Below are 18,896 nucleotides of genomic sequence, written 5' to 3' on the forward strand. Positions count from 1 at the left end.
TGGACGGCCACCGAAGTACCCNGGGAGAACCAGCGACACCACCCCGGCCTCGTGGACCACCCGGGGCTTGCGGACCGCGTACCAGTACGCCTTCAACCGTGTCGCTTCGGCCGGCGTCACCTCGTCCGATTTTCTCGGCATACCGCGAAAGATTTTACCTGAGGGCGCGGGTTCCGTTCGGGCTTTCGTCCGGTTGCGCGAGGTGACGACGGCGGTTGGAACACCGGGAGATCAAGAAGATCGCNAAGTCGCGGCCGTCCGACCACCCCCGAGCCGGCACGTTCCCGACGGCGACCTGCGAAACGCCCCGGATCCGGGCGCAGCCAGCCGGCGAAGCGGACACGCACGGTGGTCGACACACGGCGGGCGGAGACCGGGGNGGGNTCTCGGTTGACCCACAGGTGCTTTTCAGGTTCAACAGCGACCGAGGTCAGCCACTTTTCAGCCTTTTCGCNCAACGTTGCCACATGACGTGGATGCCTCCTCCGGCGCCCGAGCCGCACGCTCGCCTCGGGCTGAAACCCAGGCGGCCGCGCGTCACGGCGTGGTCGCGCGATCTGCTGTCCGAGGATCGGCTTCCCGATCTGGCGGTGCGCCTCGGGCTCACCGCGGTCGGCGTCGCCGTCATCGCCCTGTGGTGGGTGGACACGCCTTCGTCCCGGGTGCAGACGGCGGCGGCCACGATGACCGCGCTCGGCCGGGTGNCCGGCCTGCTGGCCGCCTATCTCGTGCTGGTGGAACTGATGTTGATGGCCAGGGTGCCGGCGCTCGAGCGGGCGATCGGCTTCGACCGGCTGGCGTCCTGGCATCGAGGGCTGGGCACGAACATCGTGCTCCTCATCGGTGGGCACGTCCTGCTGACGGTGTGGGGCTACGGGCTGAGCGCGCACGAGCAGCCGCTGTCCGAACTCGTCACGGTGATCACGCGGTACCCGGACGAGTGGGAGGCGACCATCGGCGCACTGCTGTTCGTCGCCGTGGGGATCAGCAGCGCCTGGTCGTTGCGCGCCCGGATNTCGTATGAGGCGTGGTACGCGGTCCATCTGACGGTCTACGCGGCAGTCGCGCTCACCTTCTTCCATCAGATCGCGAGCGGCGAGGACTTCGTCGACCATCCCCGGAACAGGCTGCTGTGGACGGCCCTGTACCTGGCCGTGGCCGCCTGCCTCGTGGTCTGGCGGATCGTCCTGCCGGCGCGGGCCGACCTGCGACACCGGATGACCGTCGACCGGGTGGTGGTGGAGGCAGCCGGGGTCGTGTCCGTCTGGATTCGGGGGCGGCGGCTGGACCAGCTCGGCGCACTTCCCGGGCAGTTCCTGCTGTGGCGGTTCCTCGCCCGCGGGCAGTGGGCGTCCGCGCACGCCTACTCGTTGTCGATGCCCCCGCATCCGGACCTGCTGCGGATCACCGTGAAGGATCTCGGCGACCAGTCCAGGGACCTCGCCCGGCTCCGGCCCGGAACCCGCGTGCTCGCGGAAGGGCCGTTCGGGCACTTCACCCACGCCCACGCCCACGCCCCCGCACGCAAGGCGCTGCTGATCGGCGGTGGCAGCGGCATCGGGCCCGTCCGGGCGGTGGCCGAGGACCTCGTCAACCGGGGCTGGGACGTCATCGTCCTGCAGCGGGCGAGNCGGCCGGACGATCTGCCGCTCGGCGGCGAGCTGTCGCTTCTCGCCGCTCACGGGCGCCTCGTGTTCCACCAGGTCGTCGGCAGCCGGCGGGAACTCGGCTACGACCCGCTCGCATCCGACATCATCGCCGTCTCCGTACCGGACGTCGCGCAGCGTGACGTCTTTGTCTGTGGACCCCCCGGGATGACGGCGGTTGTCGCACGCGGGTTGCGTGATCTCGGCGTCCCGACGGGTCAGATCCACACGGAGGAGTACAGCCTGCGATGAACGACATCGGCAGTCGCCGCTACCGGGGTCCACTCGGCTTCGCCGCCCTGGCGAGCGCGGTCGTCCTCGTCGTCGGCGTCAAGACGATTTCCGGCGACGGGTCCGCACCGAGCTCCGCGCTGGCGTCCGCGCCGCCTGACCGGGCCACGGCAGCCGACGCCGCCCCCTCGGCCTCACCCGATTCCGACCCGTCCGAGGCATCCGCCGCGCCCGACCCATCCGTCTCGTCCGGCTCCGGTGGTGCGGCCGGCTCCGGNGGCTCCAGCGCCCGACAGACCGTGCGAGGGGACGCGATCGACACCAGGTTCGGGCCGGTACAGGTCGACGTCGTCCTGGCCGGCAGCACGATCGTCGACGTGGTGCCGGTGGTAGTGCCGGATCAGGATCCACGCGACCGCCAGATCAACGAGTACGCCGTGCCGCTCCTGCNGCAGGAGGTCCTCGACGCGCAGAGCGCGAAGATCGATTCGGTCTCCGGCGCATCATTCACCAGCTACGGGTATGCATGGTCCGTCCAGTCGGTACTGGACAAGCTCGGTGCCTAGCCCGACGAACGCGCCGAGGCCAGCGGGCCGGACCGGCCGGGTTCACCCCGAGCCGGTGATGGGCACGGTCGTCAGCATCGACGTGCGCACCCCGTTGCCGCCGCCGGCCCTCGACGCGGCGATCGAGACGGCCGTCGCCGTCCTGCATCAGGCGGACGAGGACTTCAGTACGTTCCGGCCCGAGTCCTGGGTGTCTCGGCTGCGGCGGGGCGAGGTCGACCTCGCCGACTGCCCGGAGCACGTGCGCGAGGTGTATCGGCTGGCCGGGCGTTGCCGGGACGCCACCGGCGGCTGGTTCGACCCGGCCTGGCGGCGGGACGGCACCCTCGACCCCACCGGGCTGGTGAAAGGCTGGGCCGCCGATGCGGCCTCCGCCGCCCTGATCGAGGCCGGCGCCCCGGACCACTGCGTCAACGCGGCCGGCGACCTGCGGATCCGCGGCGCGGCCGGACCGTCAGCCGAGGGATCGTCAGCCGAGGGATCGGGGTCCGGCAAGCCCTGGCGGATCGGCATCGTCGACCCGTTCGACCGGGGCGGGCTGGTCGCGGTCGTCGAAGGCACCGATCTCGCCGTGGCCACGTCCGGTATCGCGGAGCGTGGCAGCCACGTCGTCGACCCGTCGACCGGCGTGCCCGCGAGCGGTCTGGCCTCCGTGACCGTCGTCGGGTCCGACCTGACCGTGGCGGACGCCTACGCGACCGCGGCGCTCGCCGCCGGGTCGGATACGGGCGACCTGCTCGCGGAGTTCACTCGGGCGGGTTGGGCGTGGCTTACCGTCACGACAACCGGCCGGATCCGCGCCGGCAAGGCCTTCCCCGGTCAACTGGCCGCCGGGAGACAGCAGCTGGGAATGCCGGCACTGTAGCGGGTGGATTCCCGTCGGACGGGCGTGTCCCGCTCGGTCCCGAGGCGTCCGAATGTGCGGCCTGGCCGCAGCGGACCCGGGCGGTGCAGCCGAGAGGAGTGCTCCGTCCTGGTCCACTCGGGCGNCATGGCCGTGGTCATCCGCCGAGGGCGGGTCGGGCCGGCGCCGGACTGGGCAGGGGATCGGTTTCGGATCGGCCGCCGTCAGCAGCGCCGTCCCGGCGGCGGAAAGACGATCGAGCTGGTCACAGAGGATCGCGGCAACCAGGTTCTCCTTGCTGGCGAAGTGGCGGAAGACCCCGATCAGTCGGCGATACCANCTCGNGGACGGTNCCCAGGCCTGTGTCGATCTCCTGCGCGAGCGCACCCGTGGAAAACTGGTCGTCCGCTGCGGCGACGGGATCTAAGCCTCGGCGCCGGGCGACGCGGGTNCCAGGCCGGACGCGCTCACGGCCTCGATGAGCAGCTTGTCGTAGCTGAGCACGATGTCCAGAGAGTCTCTGAGGTCGAGCGCTGTCGCCAGGTGGATCGCGTCGAGGGTCCGCAACCGGGCCGGAGGCACGCGGGAAGCGTCGGCGAGCAGCGGTGGAGTGATCTGCACGAGATCCACATCGCTGGAAAGGAAGGACTCCGCCAGGCCGAGTATGGCTGGGTTGATCAGTCCGAGCAGCCGGGTCAGTTCGACTGCGAGCAGGGCCGACGAGACGAGACGCAGCGGCTGCACCTGCTCGACGAGCCACTGACGAAGGTCATCTGACTCCTTCTCGGCGATGAACATCTTTGCCAGGGCGGACGTGTCGAGATAGATCCGCGTCGGCATCAGCCCTCGCCGCGCAGGTCGGCGAGCCACTCGTCGGTGGAACGGCCNGTCGGATTGGCCGCCGGCTCCGGTAGATGCGCAGGGTTGAACGGACCGGTGGCCTGGCGGATCAGGCCGGCGGCGACAAGCTGTTCGTAGCGGTCGTCCTCCGCCGGAACGATTCTCGCAACGATTCTGCCTCGGTCGGTCACCTCGACCGTCGCACCCNCGCGGACCAGCGCGAGAACCTTGGNGGTCCGCTGGGAGAGCTCGCGCATCCCCACCCGAGGCTGGCCGCCGTCTGGCAACGCTGTCATGCGCTCCACGTTATTACATGTACAGCGCTGTGCCTCCGCGGCCTCATGCCTGCCCGCCAGCCGTGTCAGCGTGTCGAGTGATGATCGTCTATGCGTTGCAGGAGGCGGATCAGCTCCGCGCGTTCGGTCGGGGTCAGCGGGGCGAGCAGTTCGTCCTGGGTCTGGTCGACGAGTCGGTCCAGGGCGCGCAGCCGGNAGCGCCCGGCCGCGGTCAGCGTGACGATGTTGCGGCGCTGGTCGGCGGGGTCGGGGGTGCGTTCCACGTACGCGGCCTCGGTCAGGCCGCCCAGCACGGCCACCATGTCGCTGCGGTGGATGCCGGTGCGCTCGCTGAGCGCGGCCTGACTCGCCGGGCCGGCGTCGCGGAGCGTCACAAGCGTCGCGTACTGCCACCGCGTCGCCCCCACCGCCGCGAGGCGGGCGTGCGAGATCCGGTCCGCGTGCACCGCGCCCCGGCCGANGAGCCGGGTGGCCAGCGACCGTAGGCGCGCGGGGACGGCGGTGGGGTCGATCGACCCGTGACGGCCGCGCTCCGGCATGAACCACATCGTAGCGCCTTGCGTTCGTCCCACCAACGATTTACGTTGGTGCGACAAACGTTAGGAGGACTAACGGTGAGGATCGAATCCTTCCGTGTCGACGCGCCGCAGGCCGACCTCGACGACCTGCAGGCACGCCTCGACCGCACCCGCTGGCCCGACGAGCTGCCGGGCGTCGGCGACGAGTTCGGCGTGCCGCTGGCCAGAGTCAGGGACCTGGCCGACCACTGGCGNCGCCGTTACGACTGGCGTGCGGCGGAGGCCGAGCTGAACAGCCATCCGCAGTTCGTCACCGAGATCGACGGCCAGCGGATCCACTTCCTGCACGTGCGCTGCCCGCGGCCGGAGGCGCTCCCGCTGGTGTTGACCCACGGCTGGCCGGGCTCGATCGTGGAGTTCCTCGACGTGATCGGGCCGCTCTCGGCCGAGTTTCACCTGGTCGTCCCGTCGATTCCGGGCTGGGGCTTCTCCGGCCCGACGCGCGAGCGCGGCTGGGATGTCGACCGCGTGGCACGTGCCTGGGCGGAGCTGATGTGTGGTTTGGGCTATCGGCGGTACGGCGCCCACGGGGGAGACTGGGGGGCCTCGGTGTCCCGGGCGCTGTCCCAGCACGACGCCGACCACGTCGTCGGCATCCACCTCAACTACCTCCCGACCCCACCGCTGCCCGGCGACCCGGACCGCGCCCGGNTGACCCCGGGAGACCAGGAGCGGCTCGTCCAGACCGAGGCCTACCTGCGTAACCAGCCGGCGGTTCGGACGATCAACGGCACCCGGCCGCAGACCCCGGCGTACGCCCTCAACGACTCACCGGTCGGTCTGCTCGCCTGGCTGCTCGACCCGATGACGATGTGGGCGGCCGCGGACTTCTCGATCAGTCCCGACCGGCTGCTCACCAACGCGACGCTCTACTGGCTGACCGGGACCGCCGGTTCGGCCCCGCGCCTGCACCGGGAGACCGGCGGCCCGCCCTCGTGGCGGACCGTCCAACCGGTGGGCGTCCTCGTCCTGCCCGAGGACATCACCCGCCCGATCCGTCCGTACGCCGAGCGGCGGATGCCGATCGCCCGGTGGACGGAGGCCGACCGTGGCGGCCACTTCCCAGGACTTGAGGTGCCCGAACTGCTCGCCGCCGACATCCGCGCCTTCTTCCAGCGCCTGTGAGGCCAGCAGCCTCGCCAGTGCTGTCCCGGCTGGGGCAGGCACTGGCGGCGCTGGTGTGCCTCGATGCACCCGTCTCCTTCAACCCCTGGCACGCCCTGGTCGCCGTCCTGTGGTGGAGCCGTCGACAGGGCACGGTAAATGGATGGCGAGCGTTCCCGGTCCTGCGTGATGATTCCGCCGTCCGCGTCCGCGTCCGCGATCGCGATCGCGGACGAGTGCGCAGCGTCCGCGTTGGAGGAGCGATGACGACCGTCGGTGCTGTACCGGCGTCTGCCGGGTCCAGGCCCGGGGCCCGTGTGGCGGGCGGGGCGCTGTGCGGGAGCCGGGAGTCCGGCGTGGCGGTCTTCCGCGGCATTCCCTACGCCGCGCCGCCGGTCGGCGGGCTCCGCTTCGCCGCACCGCGGCCGGCCGCGAGCTGGGACGGTGTGCGGTCGGCGCTGTCCTACGGTACTCCGCCGCCGCAGTCCGACGTGCTCGGCCGGGGCCCGTCGGCCGAGGGCACGCCGGGCGACGACTGGCTGACGGTCAACGTCTGGTCGCCTGAACCCGACCCGGCCGCGAAGCTTCCGGTGATGGTCTGGATCTACGGCGGTGCGTACGCGATCGGCGCGTCCAGCCGGCCCGAGTACGACGGCGCTCACCTGGCCCGGGACGGCGGTGTGGTCGTGGTGACCTTCGACTACCGCCTCGGGATGGAGGGCTTCGCGCAGATCACGGGAGCGCCCCCCAACCGCGGCCTGCTCGACCAGGTCGCCGCGCTGGAATGGGTACGCGACAACATCGCCGCCTTCGGTGGTGACCCGGACGAGGTCACGGTGTTCGGCGAGTCCGCCGGCGGCGGATCGGTCGCCGCCCTGCTGGCCATGCCTCGGGCGGCCGGGCTGTTCCGCAGGGCCATCGCGCAGAGCGTGCCGGGCACCTTCTTCTCGACCGAGCTCGCCGCCGACATCGCCGCCGCCTGCGCCGACGAACTGGGACTGCGTCCCACCGTCGCGGACCTGGCCACTGTGGATCCGGCCCTGCTGACCGTCGCCGCTGACACCGTCGCCGCCACGATGGCCACGCGGTCGCGGCGCTGGGGCCAGGCCGCACTCCGGTCGATCCTGTTCGCCCCCGTCGTCGACGGCGAGGTCCTGCCGGCCACGCCGTGGCAGGCCTTGGCCGCCGGCGCCGGCCGGGACGTCGACCTGCTCGCCGGCCACACCCGCGACGAACAGCGGCTGTTCACCGCCCTCACCGGCCTGCTCGGCCAGGTGACACCCGACCAGGCGGCGACCGCGCTGCAGGACTTCGCCCCCGGCCGGGACGGCGCCCGCCGTTACCGTGACGCCTACCCGGACGCGGGCCCCGAGCAGTTGTACGAACTGGTGCACTCGGACTGGCTGTTTCGGATGCCCACCCTGCACCTCGCGCAGGTGCAGGTCGCGGGCGGCGGCCGGGTGCACCTCTACGAGCTGACCTGGCCGGCCCCGGGCATGGGCGGCNCACTCGGCGCCTGCCACGGCCTCGACGTCCCGCTCGTGTTCGGCAACCTCACCAGCGGCCAGCCCGCCCTGCTGATCGGCGACAGCCCCACCCCGGAGGCGACGGCGCTGTCGGCGCGGATGCGGAGCGCCTGGACCACGTTCGCCACCCGGAGCGACCCTGGCTGGCCGGCCTACGACTGCGACCACCGCCTCACCCAGATCTTCGACACCTCCCCGGTCGTCACCGCCTACCCGGAGGAGCGATCCCGCCTGATCTGGCAGGACCACTCCTTCCCGCCCCTCCTCCTCCACGCGCCGTGACGACTGCCCGGCAGGCTGGCGGCGTCTTCGAGTACGTCGGCGCGGCGACCTGAGACTTCACGTGAGCCAGAGCGACGAGCCGGACGAGCTGCTGACGAACGATCCGCTGGCCCTGCCGATCGGGATGGTGCTGGACAAGCACCTCGGACAGACAGGGAACAGAACCGGACCGCCCACCGATTCGTGCTCCGGGATCGCGGAATGGAGGCCGCGTCGCCGTGAGCACTCCGAGCCGCCGGAGGTTCCGCCGTTGACGTTTCCGTTCAGAGCGTGCCGAATCCCTTGTGCAGCCGGGCCAGGGCGTCGTCGATCGCAACAACCGGGTCCCGATGCGGTGAGGACGGCCCGGCCGCCTGGACGTGTCAAGCTGGCTGATCATCATGATGCCGATGATGGCGCCGCTGACCGCGATGACGTCGGGGTCCTCCGCCGTGCGTCCGGCCCGTTCCGCCACGGCCACGGTGAACTCGTGCGTGGCGGAGGTGAGGTGATCCAGATGCGCCGCGCGGACCTCGGCATCGGGCTACGGAGCAACGCCGTCGTCGTTGCCCAGGTCTGGCGGGATCACGCCGGGCCGCAGGCCGCACTGGCCCGCCTGCTACGCGCGGTGGAGGTGTNCACCGTTGATGAGCGGACCGGCCGCGATGCCGGTGTGCTACTTGGCCGGGCCGGTACGTCCGATGTGGTTGACGCGACGGTCGTCCTGCTCGCGCGTCCGGGCGACCGCATCCTGACCAGCGACCCCAAGGACATCACCCGGCTCGTTCAGGCGGGCGGCGTACCAGCCGTGGTGGTGCGGTGCTAGCAACGCCTTCCGCACCATCGCCGGTCGGGCCAACGCCGAGCCTGGCGTGGTCGGCTACGGTGATGCCGTGGGATTGCACTTGAGCCAGATCAACGAGGCCGACGAACTGCTGACGAACGACCCGTTGGCGCTGCTGATCGGGATGGTGCTGGACCAGCAGATCCCGTTGGAGCGGGCGTTTGCGGCGCCGTACGAGTTGGTGGAGCGGCTGGGGCGGCCGCTGGATCCGGCGGAGCTTGCGGNGTTCGACCCGGACGAGTTGGGTGCGATCTTTTCCCGGCAGCCGGCGTTGCATCGCTTCCCGGGTTCGATGGCGAAGCGGGTGCAGTCGCTGTGCCGGCTACTGCTCGACTCCTACGATGGTGATGCGGCGGCGGTGTGGACGACGGCGGCCGACGGCCGTCAGCTGCTCAAGCAGGTCGCGGCGCTGCCTGGTTTCGGCGAGCAGAAGGCCAGGATCTTCGTTGCCCTGCTCGGCAAGCANCTCGGTGTGACCCCGCCCGGCTGGCGCGAGGCGTGTGCACCGTTCGGCGAGGACGGCAGCCACCGCTCCGTCGCCGACATCACCAGCCCCGAGTCCCGCAGCAAGGTCCGCGACTACAAGAAAGCTATGAAGGCCGCCGCCAAGGCGTAGCCGCCCTGACCGTAGTATCGGTCTGAAGCCGCATCTGGTCGAGAGGCGGAAGCTTGCGACCGATCCGCGGTTCGTGGAGAAGGTCCGTGACGTCGTGGGGGTGTCTCTCGACCCGCCGGGACCTCGCGGTGAAGTAGTGGCGCTGAGCCATCTGCGGTTCCACCTGCGCTTCACCCCGACCTCGTCGTCATGGATGAATCTGGTCGAACGCTGGTTCGTTGAACTCAGCCGCCGGAAACTCTGCCGTTCGACCCACCGGTCCGTCGTCGAACTCGAAGCCGGCATCCNAAAGTGGATCAGTGCGTGGAACAAGGGACCCGAGGCCGTTCGTCTGGACGAAGACCGCCGACCAGAGTCTCGGAACCCTCGCTGCCTACCGCGGACGAATCAACGACGCAGGATATTGGGCGGCGATTTGGATCATCGCCCGCCGAAGATAATCCGATACGTGGACATCGTTAAAACTTGGTACATACAATGCCGAAGGTGAGCGACGCTACCGGAGTCGGGACAGATGCCAATGTGCACCAAGAGGTTCCTCTCCGGCGCAACGAGGGCTTCCGTATGCTGTGGACCGGCCAGCTGCTCTCTGATACTGGCTCAGGGATCGGCCTGCTCGCCTATCCGCTGCTTATCCTGGCGCTGACCCATTCGGCGGTGNTCGCCGGGGTGGTGGGGACGTCGCGGGCAATGACCCTNNTGTGCCTGCAGCTGCCCGCCGGGGCGCTCGCTGACCGGTTCGACCGGCGGCTGACGATGATCATTTGTGACACGATGCGCNCGGCCCTGCTGGCCCTGCTCGGCATCCTGATCGCGACCGATCTCGCGTCCTGGCCGGTCGTGCTGGTCGTGTGCCTGATCGAGGGAGGCGCAGGCGCCATCTTCAACCCGGCGGCTGCCGCGGTACTGCCGGGGATCGTGCCGGACGGGCAACTGGAGCAGGCGTCGGCCGCCACCGAGGCCAGGACCTACGCTGCCGCCCTGGCCGGCCCGGCGCTCGGCGGGGCTCTTTTCGGGCTGGGCCAGGCCGTCCCGTTCCTCGCCAATGCCGTCTCCTACGTTGTCTCGTTCGGCACGGTGAACAGGATCCGGGGGCGGTTCCGCCCGGAGAACGTGGNCGAGCGCAAGGCGTTGTGGCGCGAGGTGGCCGACGGCCTGCAGTTCGTCTGGCAGGTGCCGATCCTGCGCGCGGTAGCGATAACGGCACCCCTGATGAACTTTGCCTTCACCGGCGTGATCTTCACCGTTACGCTCGCGCTGCGTCATCACGGTACCTCCACTGCGGTGCTCGGCCTGGTGCAGGCGACCATCGCGGCCGGCGGGCTGCTCGGCGCCGTAGTGGCCCCCCGGCTGCAGGGGCGCATGCGCCTGGGAGCCCTGGCCACCACGATCACCCTGGCTGGGGCGCTGCTGTTCGGTGCTGCGGCGCCGCTCCTCCCGTCGCCGCTGGTGGCGGCGCCGATCGCTCTGGCGCTGCTGCTCGCGCCGGCCGTGAACGCCGCGCTGTTTGCCGTGACGCTCCGCAGTGCACCGGCAGAAATGCGCGGGCGGGTCATCAATACCGTGGTCATGGCGACTACCGCGCTGGCTGCGCTGGCGCCGCTGACCGCTGGGCTGCTTGTCCAGCACGTGTCCGGCGCCTGGGCGGTGGGCGCCTTCGCCGCCACGGCCGCCACGGCGGCAGTGCTGTGCCTGATCCTGCCAGGTTTGCGGAATGCTGCATGAGCCGCACGGATGAAGATTTCGGCAAGGGCAACGTGAAATCCATCCCAATGACGCGTCAAAACAACCGCAGCAGTCATCCATGACGACGAGGTCGGGGTGAAGCGGAGGTGGAACCGCGGGTGGCTCAGCAGCGGACTTCTTCACCGCGGGGGTCCCGGCGGGTCGAGATACACCCCCACGACGCCTCGGCGTGCTGCACGGCGGCCGGTCGCGCGGCGCTTCGGAATCGATCTCGACGGTCCGGCCACGTACATGCGCGAGTACCTGTGCGTCCTGCGGCCGCTGCTGCACGACGGCTCGCGGCGATGCTGCGCGTCGCCGGTGAACTCGCTGACGGAACGGTGACCTGGATGGCCGGTCCCCGGACCATCGGCAGCCACATCGTGCCCGCCATCACCGCCGCCGGCGGCGGCGGCGCCGCAGCGCCGCGGCGCGGGCATCCTGCTCGTCCAGCTTCTTCGTAGCCGCGGAGCACGCGTCATCGGCGCGGCACGGTGAAGCTGGATGCCGTGACCGCCGCCGGCACCGGCTCGGGCCAGTCCGGTCTGCCGAGACGGCTTTGTTCGGCCTTCCGCGTCCGAGGATCATGTCCCTGCGGTTGTCTCACCATCATGGTGGTGCCGACCGATGAGTCTCCACGTGTCGCGGTTGCTGACCCAGAACAGGGCATCGAGGACTCGTCGCAGGGCGATGCTCTTCCACNGGCGTCCGGTCTCCGTCGCGCTCGGCGAGCGTCCTGGGCCGTCCCCTCCCTGTCATTCTCGGGTGAGACACCTGTGTCCTCCCAGGTCAGAAGCACTTTCCTGTGTCCCGGCACCGGCTACCCTCATAGTAGGATCAGGTAACGTTCGAGATGAACAGCCCAGGCTGGCCACTGTGACAGTCACCATGAATCNCCGAGGTTTACATGGCCGACAAGCAAGAACTGTTCGATGCTGTTGTCGAAATCCTCCGGCGTCGATATCCGATCTCTGGCCTGGACTCTACAGCTGGAACATTCGATCTTCGTGATGAGGATCGAGCGGTTCGCGTCACGCTTGAACTGAATCTTCTGAAGGAGTACTTCAGCCGGCTGGACGAGGAGAATTCCGTCCTCGGTCTTGCCGAAGCGCAGGGGGATGAGCGGGACCGAGTCCGGTTGCAGTACATCATCATGCTGATTCAGGAATACTTCGAGTCGGACACCTTCTTGTCGCTTGTCGAGATCCGGCTCGACCGGTCGGCTGATGGTCGCGTCTCTCTTGTCCGTCGACGAGGCGCCGAGCGTAGATCCTTTTCGTTGGCAGACATGGAAGGTGGCTTTTGGTGGTCCGACCGACCTGGCACCTGAGAGCACGTCGCACCTGAGAGCACGTCGCACCTGAGAGCACGTCGTACCCATCGAAGCGAGATTGGCGCGCCGCAAACGGCGTGTCCCTTCCCCTCGAGGGCATCGGCGGGCTCGACTGACGGGCGGCGATCGACGGCAACCTTTCCTGCGACGGGCGGCATGTTTACGTCTGCCGGACCTGAGGTGTTCTAGGCGCGGGCGATTCGATCGAGTCCGAGCAGGCTGAGGTCTCGGTACGGGTGCCGGCGTCGTCGGCGGATGCGCTCAAGGCGTGCGCGGCGGCTGAGCACCTCCCCACGTCAGCCCTGGTTCGGCGCATCCTGTCGCGCGCGGTGGAGAGCCGCGACGCGCCCGTGATGACCGAGGACCAGGTCGAGGAGATCGTGCTGGGTGCGATCTGCGAGTCGGTTCGCGCGGGCCTCGGGTGTCCTGGCAACGAGAACGCCGAACTGAAGCTCGGCGATGCTGATGACGCTGACCGCGAGTTCACCGGGGATCGGAAGGACGTCGGTGGCGACCAGCACGCTGGTGTGCAGGACGCCACGATTCATCGATCTTCCCAGGGGTCCGTCAGGGTGTTGTCGACGAGGTCGCGATCGCCGGGCCAGTCGGCGTCGGACGGCAGGGCGAAGACCTCCGCGAGATCGTCCCAAGGCCGCCATGCACGCGGGGTCACGGCGGTTGGGCGCATCGGAGGGCGTCGGAGATCGTTGAGGGTCAGGTCCGCCCGGGTCTTGGTCACCTTCCGAGACTGGGCGGGCACCGAGCGGGCCGCACTTCACGGCCATCATTCAGGCATGCTGCAGATGGTAGAGAACCTCTTTATTATCCTTGTTGTCCAGCAGGTAGAGTTGATCATTATCAAACCAGAATCTCAAGAATCTCTGCTCGCCGGGGGCGCTGATCTGCATAAGGTATTCTGCCTCGTTTCCTTGGCCGGCCGCCTTGTCTCTACCCAGAACCTGATATTCGCCTGAAGTCTCTGGATGATCATCGTCGTAGTGCAGGATGAAGGTCTCTTGGGCGGAGAAGTTGACCCTGGCCTGACATTCTCCTCCTGCTGTACCCTGAGGGTATTCCTGGTAAATGCAATTCCAGCTTCCGTGGAGTCGCTGGGTGATTCCTGGAATTTCGGAAGGGGTATTGGAAGGAGTGCTGGAGGGAGTGCCAGTAGCACCTCTAGCGCCTCCCGCGGGCCTGGGAGTCGCGGACTCTCTCGGTTTGTCGACCGATCCCTCGTCCCGACCGTCGGGTGGGATCGGCGTCGGCGTGCTGGCAGTCGTTGCCGGCGATCTGGTGGGAACGGGTGTGGTCGGNGGGTCGGGACGTGTCGTCGGTGGCCCTGATGGCGACCTGGGAAAATACATGACCAGCGTGACCGCGGTGACCGCAGTGATCATGGCGCCGATGATCAGGGGCATGCGGCGCGACCGACGAGGATCTCTGCCCGATCTCTTCTCGCCCCGGTGGGACGGTCCGTGTGCCGGGTGGTCGGCTGCGACATCGACGCGTCGACCAACACTGACGGCCGGTTCACGTGAGACGATCTGCAGGCCGGAGGGAGCGCTGGATCGCAACGGCGACGGGCCGGGGAGNTGGGGAGTCCGACCATGGTTCGGCGCCGCGCGGCCGCCCGTGTCCGCACTGGCCGGTGCCGCCGGAGTCCACGGAAATCCCGGTGGTTCCGTGGAGGGCTGCGTCATGGGCGGGATCGGGCCATCCGACGGCGCGATGGCACCGTCGGCGGCGCTTCCGGGAATACCTGGTTCGAGCGTTCCGTCGTTGGGGAAGGCAGGCTGGGTCAGTGGTTTGGCGCGACCGCCCACCACCGCCGTGATCTGCGTCCGCAGGCGATCGCCGGCTTCCTTCCGGGAGCAGCCGAACAAGTCGAACGACACGATCCCGCCCAGAACGTCGGGCCGGCGGCAGTTCTCGATGCGGACTGGCACCAGGCGACGCCGGAAACCCTGGGGATCGGCCCGGTAGACGGTCTGCCATTCCGCCGTCCCGTATACAGACGAAAGATACTGCTCGGAAAGTACGGCGAGCATCCGGGTGGATCGTTCGATTCCGGCGCGCAGCTGACTCGTCCAGTGTGAGCCGGGGACGAAGTCCCACTCCGGGAACAGTACGCTGTAGCCGGCGTTTTCCAACTCCCAGGCGATCCACGCGGCCCAGGCCCGGTCGACGGCCGCATACGAAACAAAGAAATCCCACTGCTGCTCGGCCACCTCGGGGACCCCTGTCAGGACGGTGATATCGCATTATTGCAGGCGGCGCCTTTCGACCGGCATGCGGGTCTCGGTCGGGGCAGGACGGATCAACGGTTCGAGTGGGACGTCGGAAGCGCCCTTCCGTCGTGCCGTGGATCGTCCATCCGGGTGGTCGAGTATAGTTCGGCGGCATCTTCGCCCCACGAGACCCGATCTTGCGCGGCGGCCGTGTGCTCGGTGCCGGCGCTGGATTCCACTCAAGTGGTTTCGATAGTTCGGGGTGACGTGGTTAGCGTGGGCGACATGATCCCGATCGGGCTCGCCCTCGTACCGCCCGGACCCGAGGCGTCGAACGCCATCGACGTGCTGGTAGGNCAGGCCAAAGCTGCCGCGGCGGCCGGCCTCGGCTCGGTCTGGCTGGGCCAGCAGTACGACCTCGACGCGCTCACCGCCCTCGCCGCGCTGGCCGTACACGTGCCCGGGGTCGGGCTTGGCACCGCCGTCACCGTCACCCACAGCCGGCATCCGATCACCATGTCCAGTCAGGCACAGACCGTGCAGGCGGCCAGCGGTGGTCGGCTCACCCTCGGCCTCGGCGTGCTACACCGGCGGCCGGTCGCGCGGCGCTTCGGGATCGATCTCGACGGCCCCGCAACCTACATGCGCGAGTACNTACGCGCCCTGCAGCCGCTGCTGCGCGACGGCACGGTCGTCTTCGAGGGTGACATGATCACCGCAGACACCAGCGGATTCTCCGGTCACGTCGCCGGGAGCACCCCGCCCGTCGTCCTCGTCGCCGCGCTTGGCACGGCGATGCTGCGCGTCGCCGGCGAGCTTGCCGACGGAACGGTGACCTGGATGGCCGGCCCCCGGACGATCGGCAGCCATATCGTTCCCGCCATCACCGCCGCCGGCGGCGGGGCCGCGGCGCCGCAGGTCGCGGTGAGCCTGCCGGTGTGCGTCACCGACCATCCCGAGGAGGCCCGCCGCCGCGCCGCCGCCCATCTCGCGTGCTACGCCGACCTCCCCTCCTACCAGGCGATGTTCGACCAGGAGGGCGCCGCCAATCCTGCCGAGGTTGCGATCATCGGCGACGAGCGGCACCTCGAAACGCAGCTTCACCGCCTCACCGACGCCGGTGCCACCCGCTTCATCNCCAATCCCACCGGGATCACCACCGCCGCCGAGCGCGATCGCACCCTTCAGGCCCTCGGCGGTCTGGCGGGATGAGCCCGGCCGCGGTCCCGTGAGCCGATCCGCCGCGGCGACGCGGCCATACCGCAGAGGACAGAGCCTTGCCGCGATCTACTGCCGACGGCCAGATGGCGCCGCGAAGGTTCAGGGCGGCAGGTCCGGTCGAGGTTCGACGCCGCCGCGCAGGACGTGCATCAACCGGACGGCGTCCGCGGGGTCGGTGCTGGCCAGGGCGGTGGCGTTGGTGAGGGCCAGCAGGTCGGCGGCGGTGAGGTCCGGGCGCACCGCGCCGGCTTCCTGCGCTGGGGCCAGGAGTGCTGCCAGTGTCGAGCGCATCGACGCGTGCCAGCCTTCCGCCAACTCGCCGCGCCGCTCGTCGGGCCCCTGCGAGATCGCGGCCAGGGCGAGCGCGCGCCTGGTCGCGGCGTGCACGACGAAGAGGTCCAGCCAGGCGAACAGGGCGTCACCGGGAGGGGTCGTCTCGAGCAGCGCGGCGCCGTGCCCGCACAGGGCGTCGACCTCCTCGGAGTAGACGGCGACGAGCAGGTCGCCCCTGGTCGGGAAGTTGCGGTACAGGGTGGCGTTGCCGACGCCGGCGCGGCGGGCGATCTCGTCGAGGGCTACCTCGGTGCCGCGCTCGTCGAACAACGCCCGCGCCGCCGTCACCAGCAACTCGACGTTGCGTGCCGCGTCCGACCGCAGCCGTCGCCCGGCCGCGCGCGTTCCCGCGGCGCGCGGGGGCAGGTCTTGCGTCACGGCGGCTCCTTGCGGACCGGGGCATGCGGACCCGGGGCTTGCGGACCGAGGGAGGCGCCCATTATCGTCGACAGGAAATGGGGATCTCCCCACTTATGTGTTGGATGCGACGATGCGGAGACCCAGCCGATGACGTTGACCGTCGACGACCGGATTGCTGTCAACGACCTCATCCACGAGTACGGNCATCTCGTCGATGCCGGGGAACTCGACCGTCTGGCGGAGCTGTTCACTGCTGACGTGACCCATGACCTGATCGACTTCGGGCAGGGGACGCTGACCGGGGTGGCGGCCATCCGATCCGCGGCCCTCGCCCTGGGCGAGGCGAACCCCGTCGGTCACCACGTCACCAACATCGTTCTCACCGAACAGGCCGACGGCCGGGTCCGGGCCCGGTCGAAGGGCATCGGGATCATGGCCGATGGCACCACCGGCAGCGTGCTCTACGACGACCTGATCGTCCGCCGCGACGGCACCTGGCGCATCAGCCACCGAAAGATCGTCGCCCGCCGCGCGCCGCTCGGCGGTGTGCCCCGCTGACAGCACGTCCACGGGTAGGCCATCTCGTCGGGATTCGACTCCTGCGCATCATGGCGTCGAAGCTGCTCGTTCACCCTGATGGGGNAGGCTTACGCCGGCGTCGCAACCGGATTCGCCGCCGCGGTGGTCTCCCCGAGTTCCCTGGAGGAAGCGTGGTCGCCTCGTCGGTCGTCATCACGGGAGCGGCGTCCGGCATCGGGCGAGCGTGCGTGGAGTTGTTCGCTGCCCGGGGGTTCGGGGTCGTCGCGGTCGACCTGGACGAGGCCGGGTTGTCCGCCCTGATCGGACGGTCGGCGTCGGAGCAGGTCGTGCCGCTCGTCGGGGACGTCTCCCGCGAGGAGACCGGCACGGCCATGGCGCGGCTCGCGCTTGATCGGTTCGGGCGGCTGGACGTCGCGGTCCTCAACGCCGGGATCGGCGGGACCCTGCCGTGGGAGGACGCCGATGCGATCGATCGGCTCGACCGGATCTTCGCCGTCAATGTGCGAGGCGTCGCGATCGGGATACGTTCGGTCGTTCCGGCCATGCGTGCCGCCGGCGGTGGCGCGATCGTCGTGACCGCGTCCAGTGCCGGGCTTCAGGGTGAGCCGGGGAACTGGGCGTACAACGCATCCAAGGCGGCGGTGATCAACATGGTGCGCGCCGCGGCACTCGATCACGCGGCCCAGCACATCCGGATCAACGCCGTGGCGCCGGGCCTCAGCGAGACCCCCTTGACGGCGCGGCACCGGACCGAGCCGGAGTCCGCGGCGGCGGTAGGCCGGCGGATCCCGATGCAGCGCTGGGGACAGGCGCGTGAGCACGCGGCGGCCATCTGGTTCCTGGCCTCGCCCGAGGCGTCCTACATCACCGGTACGACGCTGGTCGCCGACGGAGGGCTCACCGCCCACCACGGCGCGGCGCCGCTGCCGTCTCACTCACAGCCCTGAGCTGGCCTGGCGTGAGAGTTCGCGCATTTCAAGGGTCGTCNCATGAGTCGAATGCTGTACGGCTCGTAACCGAGTCGCCCGAAAAACCGCTGTGCGCGGTGTTGAAAATTCCCGTGTTGAGTCGCAGCGTAACATCCGCCATCGTCGCGGACCGAATTGTGCGAGTCTCAGTCACCGGGTCATTGTGGATCTCGCGCCCCTGGAAGTAAGTCGATTTCGGCGCTGACCTTGTTTTCTTGTTCCGCGCTGTCAGCCGGGCGGGTCGGTGAAGGCGGCTCGGGTGAGGGTGGTGGCCGTACGTACCGCGCTGGCGATCGCTTCCTCCGGTGGCAGCCGGCACAGGTCGGTCAGGACGAACAGGGCTTCGGCGCTGACGGTGATCGCCAGGTCGAGCTTCAGGCGGTCCAGCGCGGCGGGGCCGAGGTAGGCCGGACCGGCCGGGTCCTGGAACGGCGCGAGGGCGTGGTCGATCAGGCCGAAACGAAGGCCGGGGCGGTCCCGCGCCCGGAGCGGTGCGGTGATCGTGTGGGAGATCGTCGCCCGCACCGCGCCCTGGTAGGCCAGTACCTGGCGCAGGAGATGCTCGCAGGCGAAGGCGACGCGCTCCCCGGGATCGGTCGACCCGGCGATCGGGGCGAGGGCCTGCGCCGGTTGCGGCCACAGCCCGACCAGGGCCTCCTGGATCAGTGAGACCAGGTCGGGGAAGTAGCGGTAGGCGGTGGCCTCGGACACCAGGGCGACCTGCGCGACCTGCGGCATCGTGACCTCGGCGCCCGAGCGGATCAGCTCTCGGCACGCCTGCACGATGGCCTTGCGGGTCCTGGCCTTCTGGTTCGTCCGGCCGGTGGCGCCCGATA

At 69.6% G+C, this 18,896-nt stretch carries 9 protein-coding genes and 22 pseudogenes; 22 read left to right on the top strand and 9 right to left on the bottom strand.

Translation table 11 applies throughout. The features are described from left to right. Window positions 1-467: 467 nt before the first annotated feature. The 3 genes and pseudogenes from UK94_RS38040 to UK94_RS03010 all read left to right on the top strand — a co-directional run. A pseudogene (locus UK94_RS38040) lies at window positions 468-704 on the top strand (oxidoreductase); the annotation flags it as partial. A 1-nt stretch (window position 705) separates the two neighbouring features. Next, window positions 706-1,015 (top strand): annotated as a pseudogene (locus tag UK94_RS38045) (ferric reductase-like transmembrane domain-containing protein); the annotation flags it as partial. Window positions 1,016-2,501: 1,486 nt separating this feature from the next. Next, entirely contained in the window at window positions 2,502-3,308 is an 807-nt protein-coding gene (locus UK94_RS03010; RefSeq protein WP_011601804.1) for an FAD:protein FMN transferase, read from the top strand. Between the two features lie 431 nt (window positions 3,309-3,739). Here the strand turns inward: UK94_RS03010 and UK94_RS03015 are convergent. The 4 pseudogenes from UK94_RS03015 to UK94_RS38070 form a co-directional block, all read right to left on the bottom strand. Then, window positions 3,740-4,127: pseudogene (locus tag UK94_RS03015) on the bottom strand (type II toxin-antitoxin system VapC family toxin); the annotation flags it as partial. Between the two features lie 48 nt (window positions 4,128-4,175). Further along, window positions 4,176-4,334 (bottom strand): annotated as a pseudogene (locus tag UK94_RS38060) (type II toxin-antitoxin system prevent-host-death family antitoxin); the annotation flags it as partial. A 26-nt stretch (window positions 4,335-4,360) separates the two neighbouring features. Then, window positions 4,361-4,423 (bottom strand): annotated as a pseudogene (locus UK94_RS75720) (hypothetical protein); the annotation flags it as partial. Window positions 4,424-4,619: 196 nt separating this feature from the next. Beyond that, window positions 4,620-4,869 (bottom strand): annotated as a pseudogene (locus UK94_RS38070) (MarR family transcriptional regulator); the annotation flags it as partial. Between the two features lie 168 nt (window positions 4,870-5,037). On the opposite strand from UK94_RS38070, the gene UK94_RS38075 reads away from it, so the two are divergent. The 13 genes and pseudogenes from UK94_RS38075 to UK94_RS38135 all read left to right on the top strand — a co-directional run. Further along, the coding region (locus tag UK94_RS38075) for an epoxide hydrolase N-terminal domain-containing protein (RefSeq protein ID WP_235486390.1) at window positions 5,038-5,195 on the top strand (158 nt) is incomplete at its 3' end. Between the two features lies 1 nt (window position 5,196). Further along, window positions 5,197-5,652 (top strand): annotated as a pseudogene (locus tag UK94_RS38080) (alpha/beta fold hydrolase); the annotation flags it as partial. A 1-nt stretch (window position 5,653) separates the two neighbouring features. Further along, a pseudogene (locus UK94_RS38085) lies at window positions 5,654-6,126 on the top strand (epoxide hydrolase); the annotation flags it as partial. Window positions 6,127-6,368: 242 nt separating this feature from the next. Beyond that, on the top strand, window positions 6,369-7,610 hold a 1,242-nt coding region (locus tag UK94_RS03035), incomplete at its 3' end, for a carboxylesterase family protein (protein WP_268761192.1). A 1-nt stretch (window position 7,611) separates the two neighbouring features. Next, window positions 7,612-7,913: pseudogene (locus tag UK94_RS38090) on the top strand (carboxylesterase/lipase family protein); the annotation flags it as partial. Window positions 7,914-8,785: 872 nt separating this feature from the next. After that, window positions 8,786-8,960: pseudogene (locus UK94_RS38095) on the top strand (Fe-S cluster assembly protein HesB); the annotation flags it as partial. 1 nt (window position 8,961) lies between these two features. Beyond that, window positions 8,962-9,201: pseudogene (locus UK94_RS38100) on the top strand (Fe-S cluster assembly protein HesB); the annotation flags it as partial. A gap of 1 nt (window position 9,202) precedes the next feature. Continuing rightward, window positions 9,203-9,352: pseudogene (locus tag UK94_RS38105) on the top strand (Fe-S cluster assembly protein HesB); the annotation flags it as partial. A 477-nt stretch (window positions 9,353-9,829) separates the two neighbouring features. Beyond that, window positions 9,830-10,012: pseudogene (locus UK94_RS72700) on the top strand (MFS transporter); the annotation flags it as partial. A gap of 40 nt (window positions 10,013-10,052) precedes the next feature. Continuing rightward, window positions 10,053-10,132: pseudogene (locus tag UK94_RS38120) on the top strand (hypothetical protein); the annotation flags it as partial. A 1-nt stretch (window position 10,133) separates the two neighbouring features. After that, window positions 10,134-10,469, top strand: a pseudogene (locus UK94_RS38125) (MFS transporter); the annotation flags it as partial. Window position 10,470: 1 nt separating this feature from the next. Next, window positions 10,471-11,077: pseudogene (locus UK94_RS38130) on the top strand (MFS transporter); the annotation flags it as partial. 198 nt (window positions 11,078-11,275) lie between these two features. Next, window positions 11,276-11,481: pseudogene (locus UK94_RS38135) on the top strand (LLM class F420-dependent oxidoreductase); the annotation flags it as partial. 1,225 nt (window positions 11,482-12,706) lie between these two features. Here the strand turns inward: UK94_RS38135 and UK94_RS38140 are convergent. From UK94_RS38140 to UK94_RS38150, 3 genes and pseudogenes are all read right to left on the bottom strand, one after another. Continuing rightward, window positions 12,707-12,931, bottom strand: coding sequence for a hypothetical protein (locus UK94_RS38140; protein ID WP_011601815.1), 225 nt, complete (start codon window positions 12,929-12,931; stop codon window positions 12,707-12,709). A gap of 267 nt (window positions 12,932-13,198) precedes the next feature. After that, window positions 13,199-13,723, bottom strand: a 525-nt coding sequence (locus UK94_RS38145; RefSeq protein ID WP_235486297.1) for a hypothetical protein, incomplete at its 5' end; no start/stop codon positions are given. A 280-nt stretch (window positions 13,724-14,003) separates the two neighbouring features. Then, window positions 14,004-14,638, bottom strand: a pseudogene (locus UK94_RS38150) (toll/interleukin-1 receptor domain-containing protein); the annotation flags it as partial. Window positions 14,639-14,923: 285 nt separating this feature from the next. Between UK94_RS38150 and UK94_RS72705 the strand changes: the two are divergent. The 3 genes and pseudogenes from UK94_RS72705 to UK94_RS38160 form a co-directional block, all read left to right on the top strand. After that, window positions 14,924-14,994 (top strand): hypothetical protein (locus UK94_RS72705; protein WP_268761200.1); only part of this gene is annotated, 71 nt, incomplete at its 3' end. A 1-nt stretch (window position 14,995) separates the two neighbouring features. Further along, window positions 14,996-15,292: pseudogene (locus UK94_RS38155) on the top strand (LLM class flavin-dependent oxidoreductase); the annotation flags it as partial. Between the two features lies 1 nt (window position 15,293). After that, window positions 15,294-15,775, top strand: a pseudogene (locus UK94_RS38160) (LLM class flavin-dependent oxidoreductase); the annotation flags it as partial. A 183-nt stretch (window positions 15,776-15,958) separates the two neighbouring features. Here UK94_RS38160 and UK94_RS03080 read toward each other — a convergent pair. Beyond that, window positions 15,959-16,570, bottom strand: coding sequence for a TetR/AcrR family transcriptional regulator (locus UK94_RS03080; RefSeq protein ID WP_055748640.1), 612 nt, complete (start codon window positions 16,568-16,570; stop codon window positions 15,959-15,961). Window positions 16,571-16,699: 129 nt separating this feature from the next. Here UK94_RS03080 and UK94_RS72710 point away from each other — a divergent pair. The 3 genes and pseudogenes from UK94_RS72710 to UK94_RS03090 form a co-directional block, all read left to right on the top strand. Continuing rightward, window positions 16,700-16,755, top strand: a pseudogene (locus UK94_RS72710) (nuclear transport factor 2 family protein); the annotation flags it as partial. Between the two features lies 1 nt (window position 16,756). Beyond that, window positions 16,757-17,110: pseudogene (locus tag UK94_RS03085) on the top strand (nuclear transport factor 2 family protein); the annotation flags it as partial. A gap of 152 nt (window positions 17,111-17,262) precedes the next feature. After that, a complete protein-coding gene (locus UK94_RS03090) occupies window positions 17,263-18,039 on the top strand; it encodes an SDR family oxidoreductase (protein ID WP_055748641.1) in 777 nt (258 codons plus the stop codon). 249 nt (window positions 18,040-18,288) lie between these two features. On the opposite strand, the gene UK94_RS03095 is transcribed toward UK94_RS03090, so the two are convergent. Next, on the bottom strand, window positions 18,289-18,896 hold a 608-nt coding region (locus UK94_RS03095; protein ID WP_055748642.1), incomplete at its 5' end, for a TetR/AcrR family transcriptional regulator.

The sequence above is a fragment of the Frankia sp. AvcI1 genome (assembly GCF_001420875.1).
GTDB classification, from domain to species: Bacteria; Actinomycetota; Actinomycetes; order Frankiales; family Frankiaceae; genus Frankia; species Frankia alni.

What these genes read in the sequence shown, in the direction of transcription:
- UK94_RS03010 (WP_011601804.1), top strand. Translation starts at nt 2,502, where the DNA reads ATGGGCACGGTCGTCAGCATCGACGTGCGCACCCCGTTGCCGCCGCCG.